This is a genomic window from Exiguobacterium sp. UBA6282, assembly GCF_002440475.1.
In the GTDB taxonomy this organism is placed as follows: Bacteria; Bacillota; Bacilli; order Exiguobacteriales; family Exiguobacteriaceae; genus Exiguobacterium_A.
Genome location: NZ_DJUM01000005.1, coordinates 21733 through 38676, shown reverse-complemented (window position 1 = coordinate 38676; position 16944 = coordinate 21733). Strand labels below are relative to the sequence as shown.

At 46.5% G+C, this 16944-nt stretch carries 16 protein-coding genes; 15 read left to right on the top strand and 1 reads right to left on the bottom strand.

Annotation, left to right across the window (positions count from 1 at the left end; translation table 11 throughout):
* The first annotated feature begins 188 nt into the window (after positions 1–188).
* The 7 genes from speD (at position 189) to B2751_RS00840 (ending at position 7580) form a co-directional block, all read left to right on the top strand.
* Positions 189–575, top strand: a complete 387-nt coding sequence (gene speD, locus B2751_RS00870) for an adenosylmethionine decarboxylase (protein WP_023469024.1) — start codon at positions 189–191, stop codon at positions 573–575.
* A 107-nt stretch (positions 576–682) separates the two neighbouring features.
* Complete coding sequence (locus B2751_RS00865) at positions 683–1051, top strand: hypothetical protein (protein WP_035406312.1); 369 nt, start codon at positions 683–685, stop codon at positions 1049–1051.
* Positions 1052–1064: 13 nt separating this feature from the next.
* The gene (nrdR, locus tag B2751_RS00860) at positions 1065–1541 is read left to right on the top strand and encodes a transcriptional regulator NrdR (protein WP_035406313.1); all 477 of its coding nucleotides are present in this window, start codon (positions 1065–1067) and stop codon (positions 1539–1541) included.
* A 72-nt stretch (positions 1542–1613) separates the two neighbouring features.
* On the top strand, positions 1614–2975 hold the full coding sequence (locus B2751_RS00855; RefSeq protein ID WP_056062648.1) for a replication initiation and membrane attachment family protein: 1362 nt from the start codon (positions 1614–1616) through the stop codon (positions 2973–2975).
* A gap of 12 nt (positions 2976–2987) precedes the next feature.
* Positions 2988–3905, top strand: a complete 918-nt coding sequence (dnaI, locus tag B2751_RS00850) for a primosomal protein DnaI (protein ID WP_035406319.1) — start codon at positions 2988–2990, stop codon at positions 3903–3905.
* Between the two features lie 311 nt (positions 3906–4216).
* The gene (gene thrS / locus B2751_RS00845) at positions 4217–6157 is read left to right on the top strand and encodes a threonine--tRNA ligase (protein ID WP_035406322.1); all 1941 of its coding nucleotides are present in this window, start codon (positions 4217–4219) and stop codon (positions 6155–6157) included.
* A 217-nt stretch (positions 6158–6374) separates the two neighbouring features.
* Positions 6375–7580 carry a right-handed parallel beta-helix repeat-containing protein gene (locus B2751_RS00840; RefSeq protein WP_290772117.1) on the top strand — a complete coding sequence of 402 codons (1206 nt, stop codon included), beginning with the start codon at positions 6375–6377 and terminating at the stop codon, positions 7578–7580.
* Between the two features lie 47 nt (positions 7581–7627).
* On the opposite strand, the gene B2751_RS00835 is transcribed toward B2751_RS00840, so the two are convergent.
* Entirely contained in the window at positions 7628–9097 is a 1470-nt protein-coding gene (locus B2751_RS00835; RefSeq protein WP_035406325.1) for a catalase, read from the bottom strand.
* A gap of 435 nt (positions 9098–9532) precedes the next feature.
* On the opposite strand from B2751_RS00835, the gene infC reads away from it, so the two are divergent.
* From infC to pheT, 8 genes are all read left to right on the top strand, one after another.
* A complete protein-coding gene (gene infC / locus B2751_RS00830; protein ID WP_035406328.1) occupies positions 9533–10063 on the top strand; it encodes a translation initiation factor IF-3 in 531 nt (176 codons plus the stop codon).
* 27 nt (positions 10064–10090) lie between these two features.
* Positions 10091–10285, top strand: a complete 195-nt coding sequence (gene rpmI, locus B2751_RS00825) for a 50S ribosomal protein L35 (RefSeq protein WP_023469015.1) — start codon at positions 10091–10093, stop codon at positions 10283–10285.
* Positions 10286–10322: 37 nt separating this feature from the next.
* Entirely contained in the window at positions 10323–10682 is a 360-nt protein-coding gene (gene rplT / locus B2751_RS00820) for a 50S ribosomal protein L20 (protein WP_012371057.1), read from the top strand.
* A 118-nt stretch (positions 10683–10800) separates the two neighbouring features.
* Complete coding sequence (locus B2751_RS00815; protein WP_035406331.1) at positions 10801–11283, top strand: dUTP diphosphatase; 483 nt, start codon at positions 10801–10803, stop codon at positions 11281–11283.
* Between the two features lie 12 nt (positions 11284–11295).
* Positions 11296–12378, top strand: coding sequence for a M42 family metallopeptidase (locus B2751_RS00810; RefSeq protein WP_029342316.1), 1083 nt, complete (start codon positions 11296–11298; stop codon positions 12376–12378).
* A gap of 7 nt (positions 12379–12385) precedes the next feature.
* Positions 12386–13138: a TrmH family RNA methyltransferase gene (locus tag B2751_RS00805; protein ID WP_050677644.1), complete on the top strand. Its 753-nt coding sequence runs from the start codon at positions 12386–12388 to the stop codon at positions 13136–13138.
* A gap of 308 nt (positions 13139–13446) precedes the next feature.
* Positions 13447–14469 (top strand): phenylalanine--tRNA ligase subunit alpha, encoded by a 1023-nt coding sequence (pheS, locus tag B2751_RS00800; RefSeq protein ID WP_290772114.1) that lies wholly within the window; start codon positions 13447–13449, stop codon positions 14467–14469.
* Positions 14470–14481: 12 nt separating this feature from the next.
* Positions 14482–16878 (top strand): phenylalanine--tRNA ligase subunit beta, encoded by a 2397-nt coding sequence (gene pheT, locus B2751_RS00795; protein WP_290772111.1) that lies wholly within the window; start codon positions 14482–14484, stop codon positions 16876–16878.
* The last annotated feature ends 66 nt before the right edge of the window (positions 16879–16944 follow it).

The window sequence follows — 16944 nt, the reverse complement described above, 5'->3', positions numbered from 1 at the left end:
AATTTATCCTTGTGTATCTTTTTGATACTCGCTATAATTCAAATCGTGAACTTCAATCGGTCTGGCAATCGCAGCTTAAAGGGTTAGGACCTCTCTGGACTAACTTTCCCCCGTGGGTGCGAACGACTCAGGCGCAAAGTAAGTGATCAACTACTTTGAAGACCATTGAATGTAGGGGGGATCCACAAATGGATACTATGGGAAGACACATTATTGCAGAACTTTGGGATTGTAATCCTGAAAAATTGAACGACATGGAATTCGTTGAACGACTTTTCGTTGACGCAGCACTTCAAGCAGGTGCAGAAGTACGAGAAGTAGCATTCCACAAGTTTGCACCACACGGCGTCAGTGGCGTCGTCATTATCTCTGAATCGCACTTAACGATTCACAGTTTCCCAGAGCACGGGTATGCATCGGTTGATGTCTTTACTTGTGGGGATCGGATCGATCCAGCCATCGCAGCGAACTACATTGCTGAAAAGCTCGATGCGAAAATCCGTGAAAATGTCGAAATTCCACGTGGTATGGGACCTGTTCAAGTTCCAGCGGCTACTGTCCAGCACGTCAACTGACAATACACACGAATTCGTCAAGCCCTCGTCGTTCAGACGAGGGCTTTTTAATATGTCTGACGTCTGTTATTCTTAATAGTAGAAGAAACAAAGAAAAGAGGATGACCATGGGACTGAAGGAACGTTTGCAAAAACAGCTAGAGACATCCGATACACATAAAAACGAAAACCTACGCACACACTACTACGCAGCAACTGTGGAAATGTTATTTGCTGGTTTAGAAAATATCTTAAAGCAAGATGGCGGAACGGTTCGTCGTGTTGACGCGGAACGTGGAGAACTCGCTTTTACCTTAAAAGAAGTCGATGGACTTGCGACAGTCATCATGGTGGCAGGCGGACGTACTGCCGTCGATCTCTTCTTACACCGTGAAAGTCTTCTCGGACCTGATCTCGAGAAACAAATTGAGCGAATCTATGCATCACTTGATGCAGGGTATCGATTAAAGATGATTGGAACAAAAGAAATCACGTGAACGGAGGTACGGCATGCGCTGTCCAGCCTGTAATTTTAACGGAACAAAAGTACTGGATTCAAGACCAGTCCAGGATTTCGGTTCGATTCGAAGAAGACGTGAATGTGAGTCTTGTGGCTATCGTTTTACGACATTCGAAATGGTCGAGCAGACCCCTTTAATCATCGTAAAGAAAGACGGAACGCGTGACGAGTTCAATCGCGAGAAAATTCTACGCGGATTAGTGCGTGCCTGTGAAAAACGACCGATTTCGATTGAACAGCTAGAAACAGTCGTCAGTCGGGTCGAAAAGGCATTACGAGCGACAGCTCAGCATGAGATTCCAAGTGAGCAGGTCGGACGTCTCGTATTAAATGAACTAGCATCCGTTGACGAAGTGGCATATGTCCGCTTTGCGAGTGTTTATAAACAATTTAAGGACATCAATGTCTTTTTCCAAGAGCTCTCTGAACTGATGGAGCGACATCAGGAAAATGACCGTGAGAATTGAACGTGATATAAGAGAGGTCGTCTGTCCGGTCAGCGCACCTCTCTTTTTCTCCCTAAGGAAAGGACGAGTCAGATGGTAGAACGTGAACTTTCCGGTACCGACCTTTGCTTAGTGATGAGCAATGGTGTCGTCGACCGTGAAGCTTATCAATCTTTATATTATTTATACCAGCCGATTATCGGTGTTAAAGCGCTTGGGCTCTATCAAACGTTTTGGAGTGAGATGATCCCAGGGAAAACGAAATCCCAGTATATTTCCCATGCGGAACTCGGAACACTACTCGGGTTTTCCGTCGATGAGTTCAAGGAAGAGTTATTTAAGCTAGAAGGGATCGGGTTGATTCGAACGTTCGAAGCGCGCCAAGCCGCTTATCGTTACATTTATCAAATCCGGGTTCCGCTCGCGCCGAACACCTTCTTGAATGACGGGGTGTTATCGAGTCTGCTGTTCTATCGCGTCGGTGAAATCCGGTTCCGGTCGTTACAGCATCGTTTTCGGACGGAGCCGCTTCCGAAGAACATCGTTGATCGGACGGTTCGATTTGATCAAGTGTTCGACGTAAAAGCTGGTCTTGCTTCCGCTCATCAGCCGAAAGCTTATGCGAAACAGGAACGTGCGGTATATGAATTCGACTATTCGTTTGATCTAGAAGAGATGAAGCGACAGACCGATCGTTTCCTGCCACGAACATTTTACTCAAAGGCAATCGATCATCTGCTCGTGAAGCTTGCTTACGTCACGCAGTCGAATGAAGCATTGATGGCGGAACTGTTGAATGCCCGTTTCCGTCACGAAGCGTACTTGCCGATGACCGATGCTGAGAAGCAAGAACGCTGCAAACAGATGATGTTGTCAGCGAAACAAAAACTCAGCCGGGAGAAAAAAGCGAAGGTCGCCTCACTAGACACGATCGAGGTCGGAGACATCGAAGCGACGGAGACGATGGAAAGCACCCATCCGAAGCATTATGTAGCGAAGTTGCGAAAGGTCAAAGCGTTGTCTGAACGGGATGAAGAATTGATCCAACAATTGATCATCGATTATGAGATGTCGTCTGGGATCGTCAATGCTGCGTACTACTATGCGCTCGTCATCAAAAAAGATAATCGCTTCAGCAAGAACTTCCTCTTATCGATCGTTGATGATTGGAAACAGAAGGGATACGTGACGGCATCCGAGGCACTAGCGAAGACGCAGGAGCAGGATGAGTTGATTTCAAAAAAGCAGGAGCAAAAACAAGAACGTGCGCGTCAAACCGTTGGTGGTCGCCGGGGACGGACAAGCAACACGAATGGCGGTCCGAATCCGAAGTGGTTGCAAGAAGAGAAAGCAAAACAGCAGCAGTACGAAGCCTCTAAAAAAGCGAGTTTCGAAGCAGATGTTCCAGATGATGAAGAAATGGAACGAATCTTACGAGAACTGAAGGGGAACTAAAGGAGTCGAGACATGGAACATATCCAATCATCTATCGAAAAAATATTAAGTCGACCGGACGTCGCAGAATCGGTTCGAGCGATTCAACAACGAGTGTTGTCTCATCCAGGTGTCGTCATGTTCTTGCGGACACATCCGGAGATCGATCAACGGATGATCGAGCGGGGCATGCTCAAATTGAATGAATATGCGGAACAGATGGACGGAAATCGACTGATTGAAAGTAAGGCAGTCATCGAAGGGTACCAGCCGATCCTGCACGTCGAAAAAGGACAGATCGTCGTCTCGTATGAGAAGTCGCAAGCGTTAAAAGACCGAGAGGATGAACGTGCGCTTGAGAAGAAATTTAAGAGCCTGTTCCTGCCGGATGAAGTCCGCGATGCGAACTTCAGTGATTTTGACTTGTCGACGACGGACCGTAAGCTTGCCTTACGTGCGGCGTCTCAGTTCCTCAATCATCTCCGCTCGAAGGAGACGGTAAAGGGATTGTACCTTCATGGTAGCTTTGGTGTCGGGAAAACATACCTTTTGGCTGCGATCGGGAATGCTTTGAAAAAAGAACGGATTGCAACGATTCTTGTTCATGCCCCTGGGTTTGTCGCTGAAGCGAAACGGCGGATTCGGTCTGACTCGTTTGATACATTCCTCGAAGGATTTCAAACGATTCCAGTCTTGTTGATTGACGATATCGGTGCTGAATCGATCAGTCCGTGGGTACGGGATGAATTGTTCGGGATCATTTTGCAGTATCGCATGATGCATCGTCTGCCGACATTATTCAGCTCGAACTTATCTTATGATGAACTCGAGCTCCATTTCGGGATCACGAACGATCAAGGCGATAAATTAAAGGCTGCACGACTGATGGAACGAATCCGGACGACGACGCAACCAATCGAGTTCCTTGGTGAAAATCGACGTCGCTACTAATTTTCCTTGTCAAGGAAGTAACGGATTCGTTATACTAATGACACGTCAATAGACGATGCAACGATTGAGGATATGAAGTATGAAATGAACCAAACTAGCGAGAGAAGAACGGTGGAAGCTTCTCATGGCATCATTCATGTCTTTACTCCCTCATAGCACGAACGGGGCTAATCCGTTTGCGCCTCACGCCCGTTAACGCGTGTTCGAGCCGAACCAGTGCATGGTCCGGGAACGAGGGTGGTACCACGAGATTAAGACTCGTCCCTTTTTAGGGATGAGTCTTTTTTATTTTGTAAAAGGGGGAAACAGTCATGTCAAACATCGCACTTACATTTCCAGACGGCGCCGTAAAGGAATTTGCAGCCGGTACGACAGCTGAAGAAGTGGCAGCTTCGATCAGCCCAGGTCTTCGTAAAAAAGCCTTTGCTGCTAAACTGAACGGGCACGCCATCGATTACCGTCGTCCAATCGAAGAGGACGGTACAATTGAATTGATCATGCCGGATTCAGAAGAAGGGCTCGACTTGATTCGTCACTCTTCAGCTCATTTGATGGCACAAGCCATCAAACGTCTGTATCCGGATGAAACGATTCATCTTGGAATTGGACCGACAATCGAGAATGGTTTTTACTATGACATCGATATGGAACGTCGTCTGACAGAAGAGGACCTTCCAGAAATCGAGAAGATGATGAATAAAATCGCCGGTGAAAACTTGCCGATCGAACGAGAAGTCGTCTCGCGTGACGAGGCACTCGCCATCTATAAAGAACTCAATGATCCGTTGAAGATTGAATTGATCGAGTCGATTCCTGCTGATCAGGATTTGACGATTTACCGTCAAGGCGAATTCTTCGATCTCTGCCGTGGACCACACGTTCCGGCGACAGCGAAGCTACAAGTCTTCAAATTGATGAGCATTGCTGGTGCTTACTGGCGTGGTGATTCGAAAAACAAGATGTTACAACGGATTTACGGTACAGCATGGGCAACAAAAGATCAGTTGAAACAACACCTCCACTTCCTCGCTGAAGCAAAAGAACGGGATCACCGGAAACTCGGGAAGGAACTTGGTTTATTCTTCACTTCTCAAGAAGTCGGTCAAGGACTTCCGATGTGGTTACCAAAAGGAGCAGCCATCCGTCGGACAGTCGAGCGTTATATCGTCGATAAAGAACTCGAACTTGGGTATGAGCACGTCTATACACCGGTCCTCGGTTCAGTCGATCTATACAAGACATCGGGGCACTGGGATCACTATCAAGATGACATGTTCCCGAAAATGGAGATGGACAATGAAGAACTTGTTCTTCGCCCGATGAACTGTCCACACCATATGATGGTCTATAAGAACGAACCACGTTCGTACCGTGATTTACCACTTCGTGTCGCGGAGCTTGGTGGCATGCACCGTTACGAAATGTCTGGTGCCTTGACTGGTCTTCAACGTGTTCGTTACATGGTTCTTAACGATGGACATACGTTCGTCCGTCCTGACCAAATGAAAGATGAGTTTAAAGCCATCGTTCATCTCATTCAAGAAGTCTATGCTGATTTTGGGATCACAGATTACAAGTTCCGTCTTTCATACCGTGACCCAGCGGACAAAGAGAAGTACTTCGACAACGATGCGATCTGGGAAATGGCGCAACGTGAGTTGAAAGAAACAATGGATGAGCTCGAACTCGAATACTTCGAAGCAGAAGGCGAAGCCGCATTCTACGGACCAAAGCTTGACGTTCAAGTTCGGACAGCGCTTGGTAAAGATGAGACGCTCTCAACAGTCCAACTCGACTTCCTCTTACCAGAGCGATTCGAATTGACATACAAAGGGAACGACGGACAAGATCACCGTCCAGTCGTCTTACACCGAGGTGTCGTATCAACGATGGAACGATTCGTTGCTTACTTGATCGAAGAATACAAAGGCGCATTCCCAACATGGCTCGCACCCGTTCAGGTGAAATTGATTCCGGTTTCTGGTGTTCATGAAGACTATGCTCGTGAAATCAAAGCGATCCTGTTGAAAAAGGGAATCCGCGTCGAAACAGATTTCCGTGACGAGAAACTCGGTTATCGTATTCGTGAAGCACAAGTCAATAAAGTACCGGTCATGCTCGTTTTAGGTGACAAAGAAGTTGAATCACGCGAAGTCAACATTCGTCGTTACGGTTCAAAAGACTCGAGTAATGCATCACTCGAACAATTCATTGCAGATTTAGAGCAAGAAATCGCAAATCGTTCAAAATAATTCATGTATACAAAAACAATCCGCCCTGCTGATGTAGGGCGGATTGTTTTTGTGATGGGATGCTTGAAAGAAACCAATTTCATACCGATGAAACAGGTAGAACATCCAACTGAATCTATCTAAAATGACCGAATGTCATTTTTCCTTTAATTGGATAAATGCTATAATAAACCTTCATTGGATGAAATGTTTTGAAGAATGGGAAGGAAGTTACAGATTGAAGAAAACAACCCTCGCTGTATTCATCGCTTCTTCACTTTTAATCGGTATTCATCCGAGCGAAGCGAAGGCGACAACGATTAAAAAAACATACCGGATTACACCAAAAACAGAAGCGATTGACCCAGCAATCCGTAAATATACGACCTATAATGCAAAGACACGCAATCATTATACGATGCGTTCTTATTTGGAACGACTTGAAAAAGAAGGGGGAGGCACCCTCGTTCTAACAAAGGGAACGTATCTGTCCCCGTTACGTGTTGGTATTCCGTCCAATACGACGGTGATCCTAGAGGATGGTGTCATCATCAAAAAGACGACAGAGACAGGGACGACAAAGATTAGTTCGACGACGAGTGTCTTTGATTTCGTTGCGCCATCTGTTTTACGTCTGAATAAAAAAGTTGGCAAATATAACGGTTCCCAGAATGTTAAACTCGTCGGTAAGGGGAATGCACAGATCGACTTGAATCAATATGCGCGTGGTTCGGCTTTCGCTATTGCTCATAATCAAAATTTGTACATCGGCGGTATTACGGTACGGAATCAAAAGGGTTCACATGCGATGGAACTTGATGCAACGAAGAAGGCAGTCATCGAAAACATGAAATTCGTCGATGCCGTCATGATACCGAATACAGGTCCGAATGAATCGATTAATCTCGATACCCCAGATCCAATCACGAAGGGTTTCAACTGGAAGTGGTCGAATCAAGATGGCACTCCAAATGAAGATATCACGATTCGTAATAACTTGTTCCGTAACATCAATGTGGCAATCGGCACACATCAATACACGGAAAACAAATTACACACGAATGTCCGGATTGAAAAAAACACGATTGACGGAACGAAGGATTATGCGATTTCGATGATGAACTGGGAGAATCCAACGGTCCGCTACAATACGATCCGAAACGTGCATCGAGCAGATGGAAAAGCGATGACGATTCTCGGTAGAGGAGTTGTCGGAGGGACAATTCGCTACAATCGATTGGAAGACGCGGATCGCGCGATTCAAATGCAACCGTTCCAAAGTAACGGCTATGCTCCAATCTATAATACGTTTACAGCAGATCAAAAACGTTACATGCAACAAAATACAGTCAAGCAGGTTGGACTCGATCAAATCGTCTTATTCAAAAAACTGAACGAGTTCACGTATAAAACGGCAGAGCGTTACGATTTTATTCCATACTAAGACACAAACAAGCACCCAAGACTAGTGTCGAGGGTGCTCGTTTTGCGTTATGAACGCATTTGTTGCAGGAACGGTTCGATATTGACTTGAAGCGCTTCTGATAGCTTCTGACCGAGTGATGCATCAGCACGATAGAAGTTACAGATTGCGAGCAGGACCGTATTTTCATGACGGACTTGCTGAAGGTCGTTGACGAGGTTCTTCAGAAGAGCTGCTTGCTCTTCTTCTGTCAGACGACGGTATACTTCTCCGGCTTGACCAAAGTTATTCGTCTTCTCGATTTCGAGACGACCGTGTTTATCATCAAGCAACGGTTGATTTTCTTCCGTATACTCGGGTGTTTCTTTTGGTTCTTCTTGATAACGGTTCGGTTCGTAGTTGACCGGACTCGTTTGCTGACCGACCGGCATTGCACCGTCACGTTGGTAGTTGTTCACTTGTGCAAACGGACAGTTGATTGGAAGTTGTTGATAATTCGTGCCAATACGGTAGCGTTGTGTATCTGAGTAAGAGAACAAGCGACCTTGTAGTAACTTATCTTCAGATGGCAACATCCCTGGAATCAAGACACCTGGGTTAAAACCAACCGATTCTGTTTCAGCAAAGTAGTTGTCGACATTTTTGTTCAATGTCATTGTACCAACGTGTTGGAACGGAATGACATCCTCAAACCAATCTTTTGTCGCATCGAGCGGATCGAAATCGAACTGATCGACGTCAGCCGGATCAAGTACCTGTACGAACAGATCCCATTCCGGGTAATCGCCATCTTCAATCGCTTGGAACGTATCGTTTGAAGCATGGTTGAAATCTTTTCCTTGAATCTCTGTTGCTTCTTCAGCTGAGAGATTATGAACACCAGCTTTTGGTACCCAGCGTAGTTTCACATAAACCGTATTACCGTGTGCATTCACCCATTTGAACGAGTGAACGGAAGAACCACGCATTTTACGGTAGCTTGCAGGAATACCCTCATCCGTGAAAAGATGCATGAGCATGTTCGTCGATTCCGGACGAAGTGTCATGAAGTCCCAGTAACGGTCAGGATCTTGAATATTCGTGCGTGGATCTGGTTTGAGAGAATGGACCATATCCGGGAATTTCATGGCGTCACGAATGAAGAAGACAGGAAGGTTGTTCCCGACGAAATCCCAGTTTCCTTCTTCTGTATAGAACTTGACAGAGAATCCACGTGGATCGCGGAGCGTCTCTGGAGAATGCGTGCCGTGAATAACAGTCGAGAAGCGGGCGAAAACAGGAACTTCTGTCCCTTCTTCTTGTAAAAACGCAGCTTTCGTGTACTTTTTCATCGAATTTTTGACAGTGAAGACACCGTGAGCACCAAAGCCACGAGCATGTACGACGCGCTCAGGTACACGTTCCCGATCGAAATGGGCCATCTTTTCAATTAATTGATAGTCTTCTAATAAAGTTGGTCCGCGACGTCCAGCCGTACGTGAATTCTGGTTGTCTCCGATTGGTACACCTTGATTGGTCGTTAATCGTTTTTCAGTCATCTGTTATTCTCCCCTTTATGTAAGATTAAATTAATTATAAAACAATAATCATTCTAAATAAACAGTTTTGCTTGCGAATGTTCTGAATCTTTTTTCATGTTATGAATGTACTACCCGTGAAAAACAGGTTAGAAACTTCTTGCTTATCCGTAAAAGGATTGCTATTATAATCAAGTATGTGAGCAACGTTCTGTAAGAACATAGAAAGCGGCTTGACATCACGGGAAAACAAGTGCTATGATAGCAAAGTGAAATGACAACAAAGCAGAAGCATCCCGCTTCTCACCATGTATGATAACTCGTACTGGTTCATCATGAAGATACGCAATGTATAGCAAATGCTGTGCCTTGGCGTTCCTTATGAGTGTGGGCGGGAAAAACTGCCGACGCTTTTTTTATAGCGTTTTCTATCATTCATTTTTCGTGCAATGCACGATGGAGGTGCTAACCATTAGCAAAGATCTGTTAATCAATGAAAGCATCCGTGCCCGGGAAGTTCGTCTTATCGGAGCGGATGGTGCTCAACTAGGTGTCCAATCACGCAACGAAGCGCTACGTCTCGCAGAGGAAGCGGAACTTGACCTCGTCATGGTCGCTCCACAAGCGACACCGCCAGTTTGTAAGATCATGGACTATGGTAAATACCGTTTCGAGATGCAAAAGAAGGACAAAGAAACTCGGAAGAATCAGAAAGTGATTCAGATGAAAGAAGTTCGTCTTAGCCCGACGATCGAGGAGAACGACTTCCAAACGAAATTCCGTAATGCGAAGAAATTCTTGGAGAATGGTAACAAAGTGAAAGCGAGTATTCGTTTCCGCGGTCGTGCCATCACTCACTCGGAAATCGGTAGACGCGTTCTCGAACGCCTCGCAACGGATTTAAGTGAGTTCGGTGTTGTGGAACAGAGACCGAAGATGGAAGGACGCAGCATGTTCCTCGTGCTTGCTCCTAAGAAAGAAGACTAATCGAATCGAAGTAGGAGGGAATCTCTCATGCCTAAAATGAAATCGCACCGCGGTGCTTCTAAACGTTTCAAACGTACTGCTTCTGGCAAATTGAAACGTGGTCGTGCTTACACAAGCCACTTGTTCGGTAACAAATCAACAAAAGCGAAACGTAAATTACGTAAAGCTAGCATGGTATCTACGGGTGACTTCAAACGCATCCGTCACATGATCGCGAAGTAATTTATCCAATCGTATACAGATTTAGGAGGGAATTTATATGCCACGCGTAAAAGGCGGATATACGACTCGTCAACGTCGTAAAAAACAACTCAAATTAGCTAAGGGCTACTACGGCTCGAAACATACACTCTTCAAGGTTGCGAAACAGCAAGTCATGAAATCTCTCATGTACGCTTACCGTGACCGTCGTCAAAAGAAACGTGACTTCCGTCGCCTCTGGATCACTCGGATCAATGCGGCAGCACGTATCAACGGTCTTTCTTACAGCCGCATGATGCATGGTCTTAAATTAGCAGGTATCGACGTTAACCGTAAGATGCTCGCTGACCTCGCAGTTACAGATGCAACTGCATTTGCTTCACTTGCTGACACAGCAAAAGCAAAATTGAACGCTTAAGTTCTACAATTCGTCGGGGAATTTAATTCTCCGACGTTTTTTTCGATTTAATGATAAAATAAGAAGGCACGTCGATGAGACGGTCATATGATTTTTTTAGATAGAAGGAGAATTAAAGATGGATTGGTTGACACTTTTTGAGATGCAAGAACAGTTGGATAAACGGATTCAGTCAGAACATCAATTAACAGGCAATCAATTCGACGAGCGTCTGCTTGCCTTATTGGTCGAACTCGGTGAACTTGCGAACGAGACACGTTGCTTTAAGTTCTGGTCGAACAAGGGACCATCCGCTCAAGTCACAATTCTTGAGGAATATGTCGATGGCGTCCATTTTCTACTCTCACTAGGTCTAGCGCTTGAGTACAAGAAGAGTCATTTTACAGAAGGTGACTTCTATTTGACAGCAACAGATGCTTTTTTAGACGTCTATAACAAAACGAACGTCTTTGCGATTTCGCGGACGGAACAAAGTTATGATGTTCTGATTGGTGCATACCTTGCATTAGGTGCTACACTAGGCTTTACACAGGATATGATTTTCAAGGCTTACATTTCTAAAAATGAAGCAAACCATGTGCGACAAGACAACGGTTACTAAGGAGGAAATCAGATGAACGAACAATTACATATGCTAAAACGTCTCACGGACGCAACAGGTGTACCGGGAAACGAAAAAGAAGTCCGGAGCCTCATGCGTGAATATTTAGAACCTCATGCAGAAGCATTCCACCAGGATGGTCTCGGTAGTCTGTTTGCTGAACATAAAGGCGCAGGCGAAGATGCACCACGTGTATTGATTGCTGGTCACATGGATGAAGTCGGATTCATGGTCACGAAGATCGATGAAAAAGGATTCCTTCGTTTCCAACCACTCGGCGGTTGGTGGGGTCAAGTCCTCTTGGCACAGCGTATGAACATTGTAACGTCATCTGGTGAAGTCATTCCAGGTGTAATCGGTGCAAAACCACCTCATGTTTTACCACCGGAAGCGCGCAATAAGCCGGTCGACATTAAAGATATGTTCATCGATATCGGTGCTTCATCAAAAGAAGAAGTCGACGGTTGGGGAATTCGTCCGGGTGATACGGTCGTTCCACATTGCGAATTTACTGTGATGAAAAATGAGAACTTCTTGATGGCAAAAGCGTGGGACAACCGGATTGGTTGTGCCATCGCAATCGAAGCAATCAAACGCTTAAAAGCAGACGGTCATCCGAACACGATTTTCGCAGGAGCGACTGTTCAGGAAGAAGTCGGGTTACGTGGGGCTCAAACCGTCGCACACCTGCTGAAACCATCAATCGCCTTTGCAGTCGATACAGGTATCCCAGGTGATACGCCAGGAATGACCGATCGTGAAGCATTGTCTAAATTAGGTGAAGGCGTTCAAGTCATCATGTTCGATGCAACGATGATCGCACATCGTGGATTGATCGATTTCGTGACGAAAGTCGCAACAGAAGAAAATATCAAGTATCAACTGGACTTAACGCCAGGTGGCGGAACGGATGCAGCAAAATTCCATTTGTCTAATACAGGTGTTCCATCACTTGCATTGACTGTACCGATCCGTTACTTGCACACGAACGTCTCAATCATGCATAAAGCCGATTTCGAGGCAGCCGTCGATTTAGTCGTTGCTGTCACAAAACGTCTTGATGCGGAGACCGTCCAAGCGATCTACGAGGGGTAATAAAATAATGAAGCACATCGCATCAGCAAAGAACGAAATCGTTAAACAATGGAAAAAACTCTTAACGAAAAAAGGACGTCTGCAGACGAACCGTTTCTTGATCGAAGGAGAACACTTGATTGAAGAGGCGGTTCGCGCTGGAATCGTCAAGGAATTGATCGTGCGTGAATCGTACCAAGTACCAGGTTCTTGGAAAAGAAATGCCGATGTCTTTACGATCGATGAAGCCGTCATCAAAGTACTGGCTGAGACGGAAACGTCGCAAGGCATCTTCGCTGTCTGTGAGATGAAACAAGCTTCGGCACAATTAGAACGAGGACGCTATTTGTTGCTCGATCGTCTACAAGATCCAGGGAACGTCGGGACGATGATTCGGACAGCTGACGCAGCTGGATTCGATGGTGTCGTCGTCGGACCGGGAACAGTTGACGTCTATAACGGAAAAGTCATCCGTGCGACCCAAGGATCGCTGTTCCACCTACCTGTCATCTCCATGCCGCTCGAAGAGGCAGTCAATGCACTGCACGAGCAAGGAATTGCGGTAATCGGCACGGCGTTAGAAGGAGCAACGTCTTATCAAACGATCGCACCGATGGATGCACTCGGTTTGATCATCGGGAACGAAGCACAAGGCGTTGCGCCAGAATTGCTCTCTTATTGTGATGAGCGTGCCTACATCCCGATCCGCGGTAAAGCGGAGTCATTGAATGCGGCAGTAGCTGCTGGCATTTTGCTCTATCATTTTGCAAGCGTGGATTGAAACCGACAAGCGTTCATGCTAAAGTGAACATCAGGAATACATCATGGACGTTGATGGAACAGAGTACGTTAGGGAATGATTCAATCAGGGAGAGGCAGTCATAGACTGAAAACTGCTTCGTGAATCTGCTAACCGAATTCACTCCGGAGTCGCACGAGAGATCGTGACGGGATGCGCCCGTTATCGCGCAATTGGAGGACTTTTCGATTGAAAAGTCAAACAAGGGTGGTACCACGGTGTTTACATCGTCCCTTCGGCATTTGCCGGAGGGACGTTTTTTTATATCTTCAACTAAAGGAGTGGGAAAGATGCGCGAGCAATTAGAAGCATTACGCGATGAAGCGTTGACATTAGTCGATCAGGCAACAACACAAAAAGATCTTAATGACGTCCGAGTCAAGTATCTCGGGAAAAAGGGACCAATCACAGAAGTATTACGAGGAATGGGAAAGTTATCAGCGGAAGAACGACCAGTCGTCGGTGAGATCGCTAATACGGTCCGTCAAGCGATCCAAGAGCAACTCGAACAACGTCTGACAGCTGTCAAACAACAAGAAATGGATGCGAAACTGGCAGCGGAAGCGATTGACGTCACTTTACCAGGTCGTCCGAAAAAGGTCGGTCATGCGCACATCTTGCAACAGGTGACGGATGAGATCGAAGACATCTTTGTCGGACTCGGTTATACGATTGCCGAAGGACCAGAAGTCGAGCAAGATCTTTTCAACTTCGAGATGTTGAATCTGCCGAAGGATCACCCAGCACGTGATATGCAAGATTCATTCTACATCACGGAAGAAATCTTGATGCGAACGCATACGTCGCCGGTCCAAGCACGGACGATGCTCGCTTCTAAAGGTGAACCGATCCGCATTCTTTGCCCAGGTAAAGTCTATCGTCGAGACGAAGATGATGCGACGCACTCGCATCAATTCATGCAAGTCGAAGGACTAGTCGTCGGAGAATCGATTTCGATGGCAGACTTAAAAGGAACGCTTGAAGCCTTCGCGAAGCAGATGTTCGGTGAAGCGCGTGAAGTCCGCTTACGTCCAAGTTTCTTCCCGTTCACGGAGCCGTCCGTCGAAGTCGACGTTTCGTGTTTCAAATGTGGCGGTAAAGGATGCAACATCTGTAAACAGACGGGTTGGATTGAAATTCTAGGTGCTGGAATGGTTCATCCTCACGTTCTCGAAATGGCCGAATATGATAGCACGAAAATGTCAGGTTTTGCATTCGGAATGGGCATCGAACGGATTGCCATGTTGAAATACGGTGTCGATGATATTCGCCACTTCTATACGAATGACGTTCGCTTCAGCGAACAGTTTTAAGGGGGAACGCAGATGTTAGTCTCAAAACAATGGTTGAACGAATATGTGGATGTCAGTCATACATCAGGACAAGACCTGGCTGATTTGATTACTAAGAGTGGAATCGAAGTCGAATGCGTCGATGTTCGGGATGAAGCGTTAAACAACATCGTCGTCGGACGTGTGTTAACGAAAGAAAAACATCCAGAAGCAGATAAATTAAACGTTACGACAGTTGACATCGGACAAGACGAACCAGTTCAAATCGTTTGTGGTGCACCGAACGTCGAAGCAGGACAAGATGTCATCGTCGCGCGTGTCGGAGCTCGCTTGCCAGGGATTAAAATTAAACGTGCCAAATTGCGCGGTGTCGTCTCGGAAGGGATGATCTGTTCACTCGAAGAACTCGGATTCGAAAAGAAATATATCCGAGAAGATGAGCAGGACGGAATCCATACGTTCCGTGAACCAGTCACACCAGGACAAGACGTTTTGGAGTTACTCGGTCTACGTGATGAAATCCTCGAGCTTGGATTAACACCGAACCGTTCGGACTGCCTCAGCATGTATGGTGTCGCACACGAAGTGGCCGCGCTTTATGACACGACACCGACTTTCCCGGTCGTTGAAGTCAACGAAGCAGAGCCAGCGACGACAGTAGAAGTGACGCTTGATTCAGAAGACTGCTCGTTCTACGCGGCTCGAGAAATCCAAGGGGTGACGATTCAAGAATCACCGACTTGGTTAAAAAACCGCTTGATCGCGAACGGCATTCGTCCGATCAACAACGTCGTCGACGTCACGAACTTCGTTTTACTTGAAACAGGTCAGCCGCTTCATTCATTCGATGCTGAAAAACTCGGGAAACAAATCGTCGTGCGTCAAGCGCACGCAGGAGAGTCGTTCACGACGCTCGACGAAGTCGAGCGGACACTTGATTCTTCGATGCTCGTCATCACAGACGGTGAACGCCCGGTCGCGCTTGCTGGAGTCATGGGTGGAGCAAATACCGAAGTGGACGGAAATACGACATCGATCATTTTAGAGTCTGCTTATTTCGCACCGATTTCTGTCCGGAAGACGAGCCGTGTTCTTGGACTCCGTTCTGACTCGAGTGCGCGTTTTGAAAAAGGTGTCGACCCACGTCGTGTCTTGTTAGCACTCGATCGTGCTGCAGCTTTGATTGCTGAACTTTCGGGTGGAACGGTTCAAGCCGGTGTCGCTCAAGCCGGAACGCTCGAGCTTGACGATCATTTGATTGAAGCGAGTGTCTCGTACATCAATCATCGTCTTGGTATGGAAATTGAAGGAACGGTCATGCAAACGTTACTCGAACGTCTTGGTCTCGGTGTTGAATTATCGGGGGATGCCTTGACGGTCAGCGTACCGACTCGCCGCCAAGATTTGAAAATTCCGGCTGATTTAGCGGAAGAGGTCGCACGTCTCTATGGATATGATGCACTGACTTCAAGCTTACCGTCTGAAGCGAGCCGTGGTTTCTTACCAAAACGGAACATCCATCGTCGTCATTTACGCCGGACATTGCAGGGAGCGGGTCTCTCACAAGCAATCACGTATTCATTGACGAGCGAGCAACGCGCGATGCAATTCAATGAACGGGAAGATCTGCATCCAGTCAAACTGGCGATGCCAATCAGTGAAGCACGTTCGACATTGCGGACATCACTCATTCCCGGACTCCTTGAAGTCGCACAACATAACGTCGCTCGACAGCATGCAGATGTCGCGTTCTATGAACTCGGTAGTGTTTATCTACAACGAGATGCTTCACTTGAGACACTTCCAATCGAACAAGAAATGATTGGTGGCGTCGCAGTTGGTGTATCAGAACAACACCGTGCTCATGGTACACTTGTTAAAACAGATTTCTTCGTCATGAAAGGAATCGTCGAGACACTCGCATCTGCGTCTGGTATCACGTTGACGTTTGAGGCAGCGAGCATTCCATCGATGCACCCAGGGCGGACGGCACGTATTCTGCTTGATGGAGAAGCAATCGGATTCGTCGGTCAAGTGCATCCTGGTCTGTCAAAAGAACAGTATGGTCTAAAAGAAGTGTACGTCTTCGAGTTAGAGGCAATGGCATTGCGTTCGAAGGAAGAACAGGTCTACTCGGAAATCTCACGTTTCCCATCGATGACACGTGACTTAGCAATCGTCGTTGAGCGATCAGTGACGGCACAATCAATCGTCGATGTCATGACGGAGGCGGCCGGTCCACTTCTACAGGCAATCGAATTATTCGATGTCTATACGGGAGAGAACGTTGGAGAACATGAAAAATCGTTCGCCTTTTCTCTTCGTTACCAAAACAAAGAACGGACGCTCGTCGACGAAGAGATTACGACAGCGCAACAGCGAGTCGTTGATGCAGTGAAAGAAACTTTCAATGCGGAACTTCGTGCATAATCAGAATGAAAAAAACAGCCGCTTTCCTCTTAGAGGAAGGTGGCTGTTTTCGTTTGACGAGATAGA

Coding starts and splice junctions, on each gene's coding strand:
- speD (WP_023469024.1), top strand. CDS start 189: ATGGATACTATGGGAAGACACATTATTGCAGAACTTTGGGATTGTAAT.
- B2751_RS00865 (WP_035406312.1), top strand. CDS start 683: ATGGGACTGAAGGAACGTTTGCAAAAACAGCTAGAGACATCCGATACA.
- nrdR (WP_035406313.1), top strand. CDS start 1,065: ATGCGCTGTCCAGCCTGTAATTTTAACGGAACAAAAGTACTGGATTCA.
- B2751_RS00855 (WP_056062648.1), top strand. CDS start 1,614: ATGGTAGAACGTGAACTTTCCGGTACCGACCTTTGCTTAGTGATGAGC.
- dnaI (WP_035406319.1), top strand. CDS start 2,988: ATGGAACATATCCAATCATCTATCGAAAAAATATTAAGTCGACCGGAC.
- thrS (WP_035406322.1), top strand. CDS start 4,217: ATGTCAAACATCGCACTTACATTTCCAGACGGCGCCGTAAAGGAATTT.
- B2751_RS00835 (WP_035406325.1), bottom strand. CDS start 9,097: ATGACTGAAAAACGATTAACGACCAATCAAGGTGTACCAATCGGAGAC.
- infC (WP_035406328.1), top strand. CDS start 9,533: ATGGAGGTGCTAACCATTAGCAAAGATCTGTTAATCAATGAAAGCATC.
- rpmI (WP_023469015.1), top strand. CDS start 10,091: ATGCCTAAAATGAAATCGCACCGCGGTGCTTCTAAACGTTTCAAACGT.
- rplT (WP_012371057.1), top strand. CDS start 10,323: ATGCCACGCGTAAAAGGCGGATATACGACTCGTCAACGTCGTAAAAAA.
- B2751_RS00815 (WP_035406331.1), top strand. CDS start 10,801: ATGGATTGGTTGACACTTTTTGAGATGCAAGAACAGTTGGATAAACGG.
- B2751_RS00810 (WP_029342316.1), top strand. CDS start 11,296: ATGAACGAACAATTACATATGCTAAAACGTCTCACGGACGCAACAGGT.
- B2751_RS00805 (WP_050677644.1), top strand. CDS start 12,386: ATGAAGCACATCGCATCAGCAAAGAACGAAATCGTTAAACAATGGAAA.
- pheS (WP_290772114.1), top strand. CDS start 13,447: ATGCGCGAGCAATTAGAAGCATTACGCGATGAAGCGTTGACATTAGTC.
- pheT (WP_290772111.1), top strand. CDS start 14,482: ATGTTAGTCTCAAAACAATGGTTGAACGAATATGTGGATGTCAGTCAT.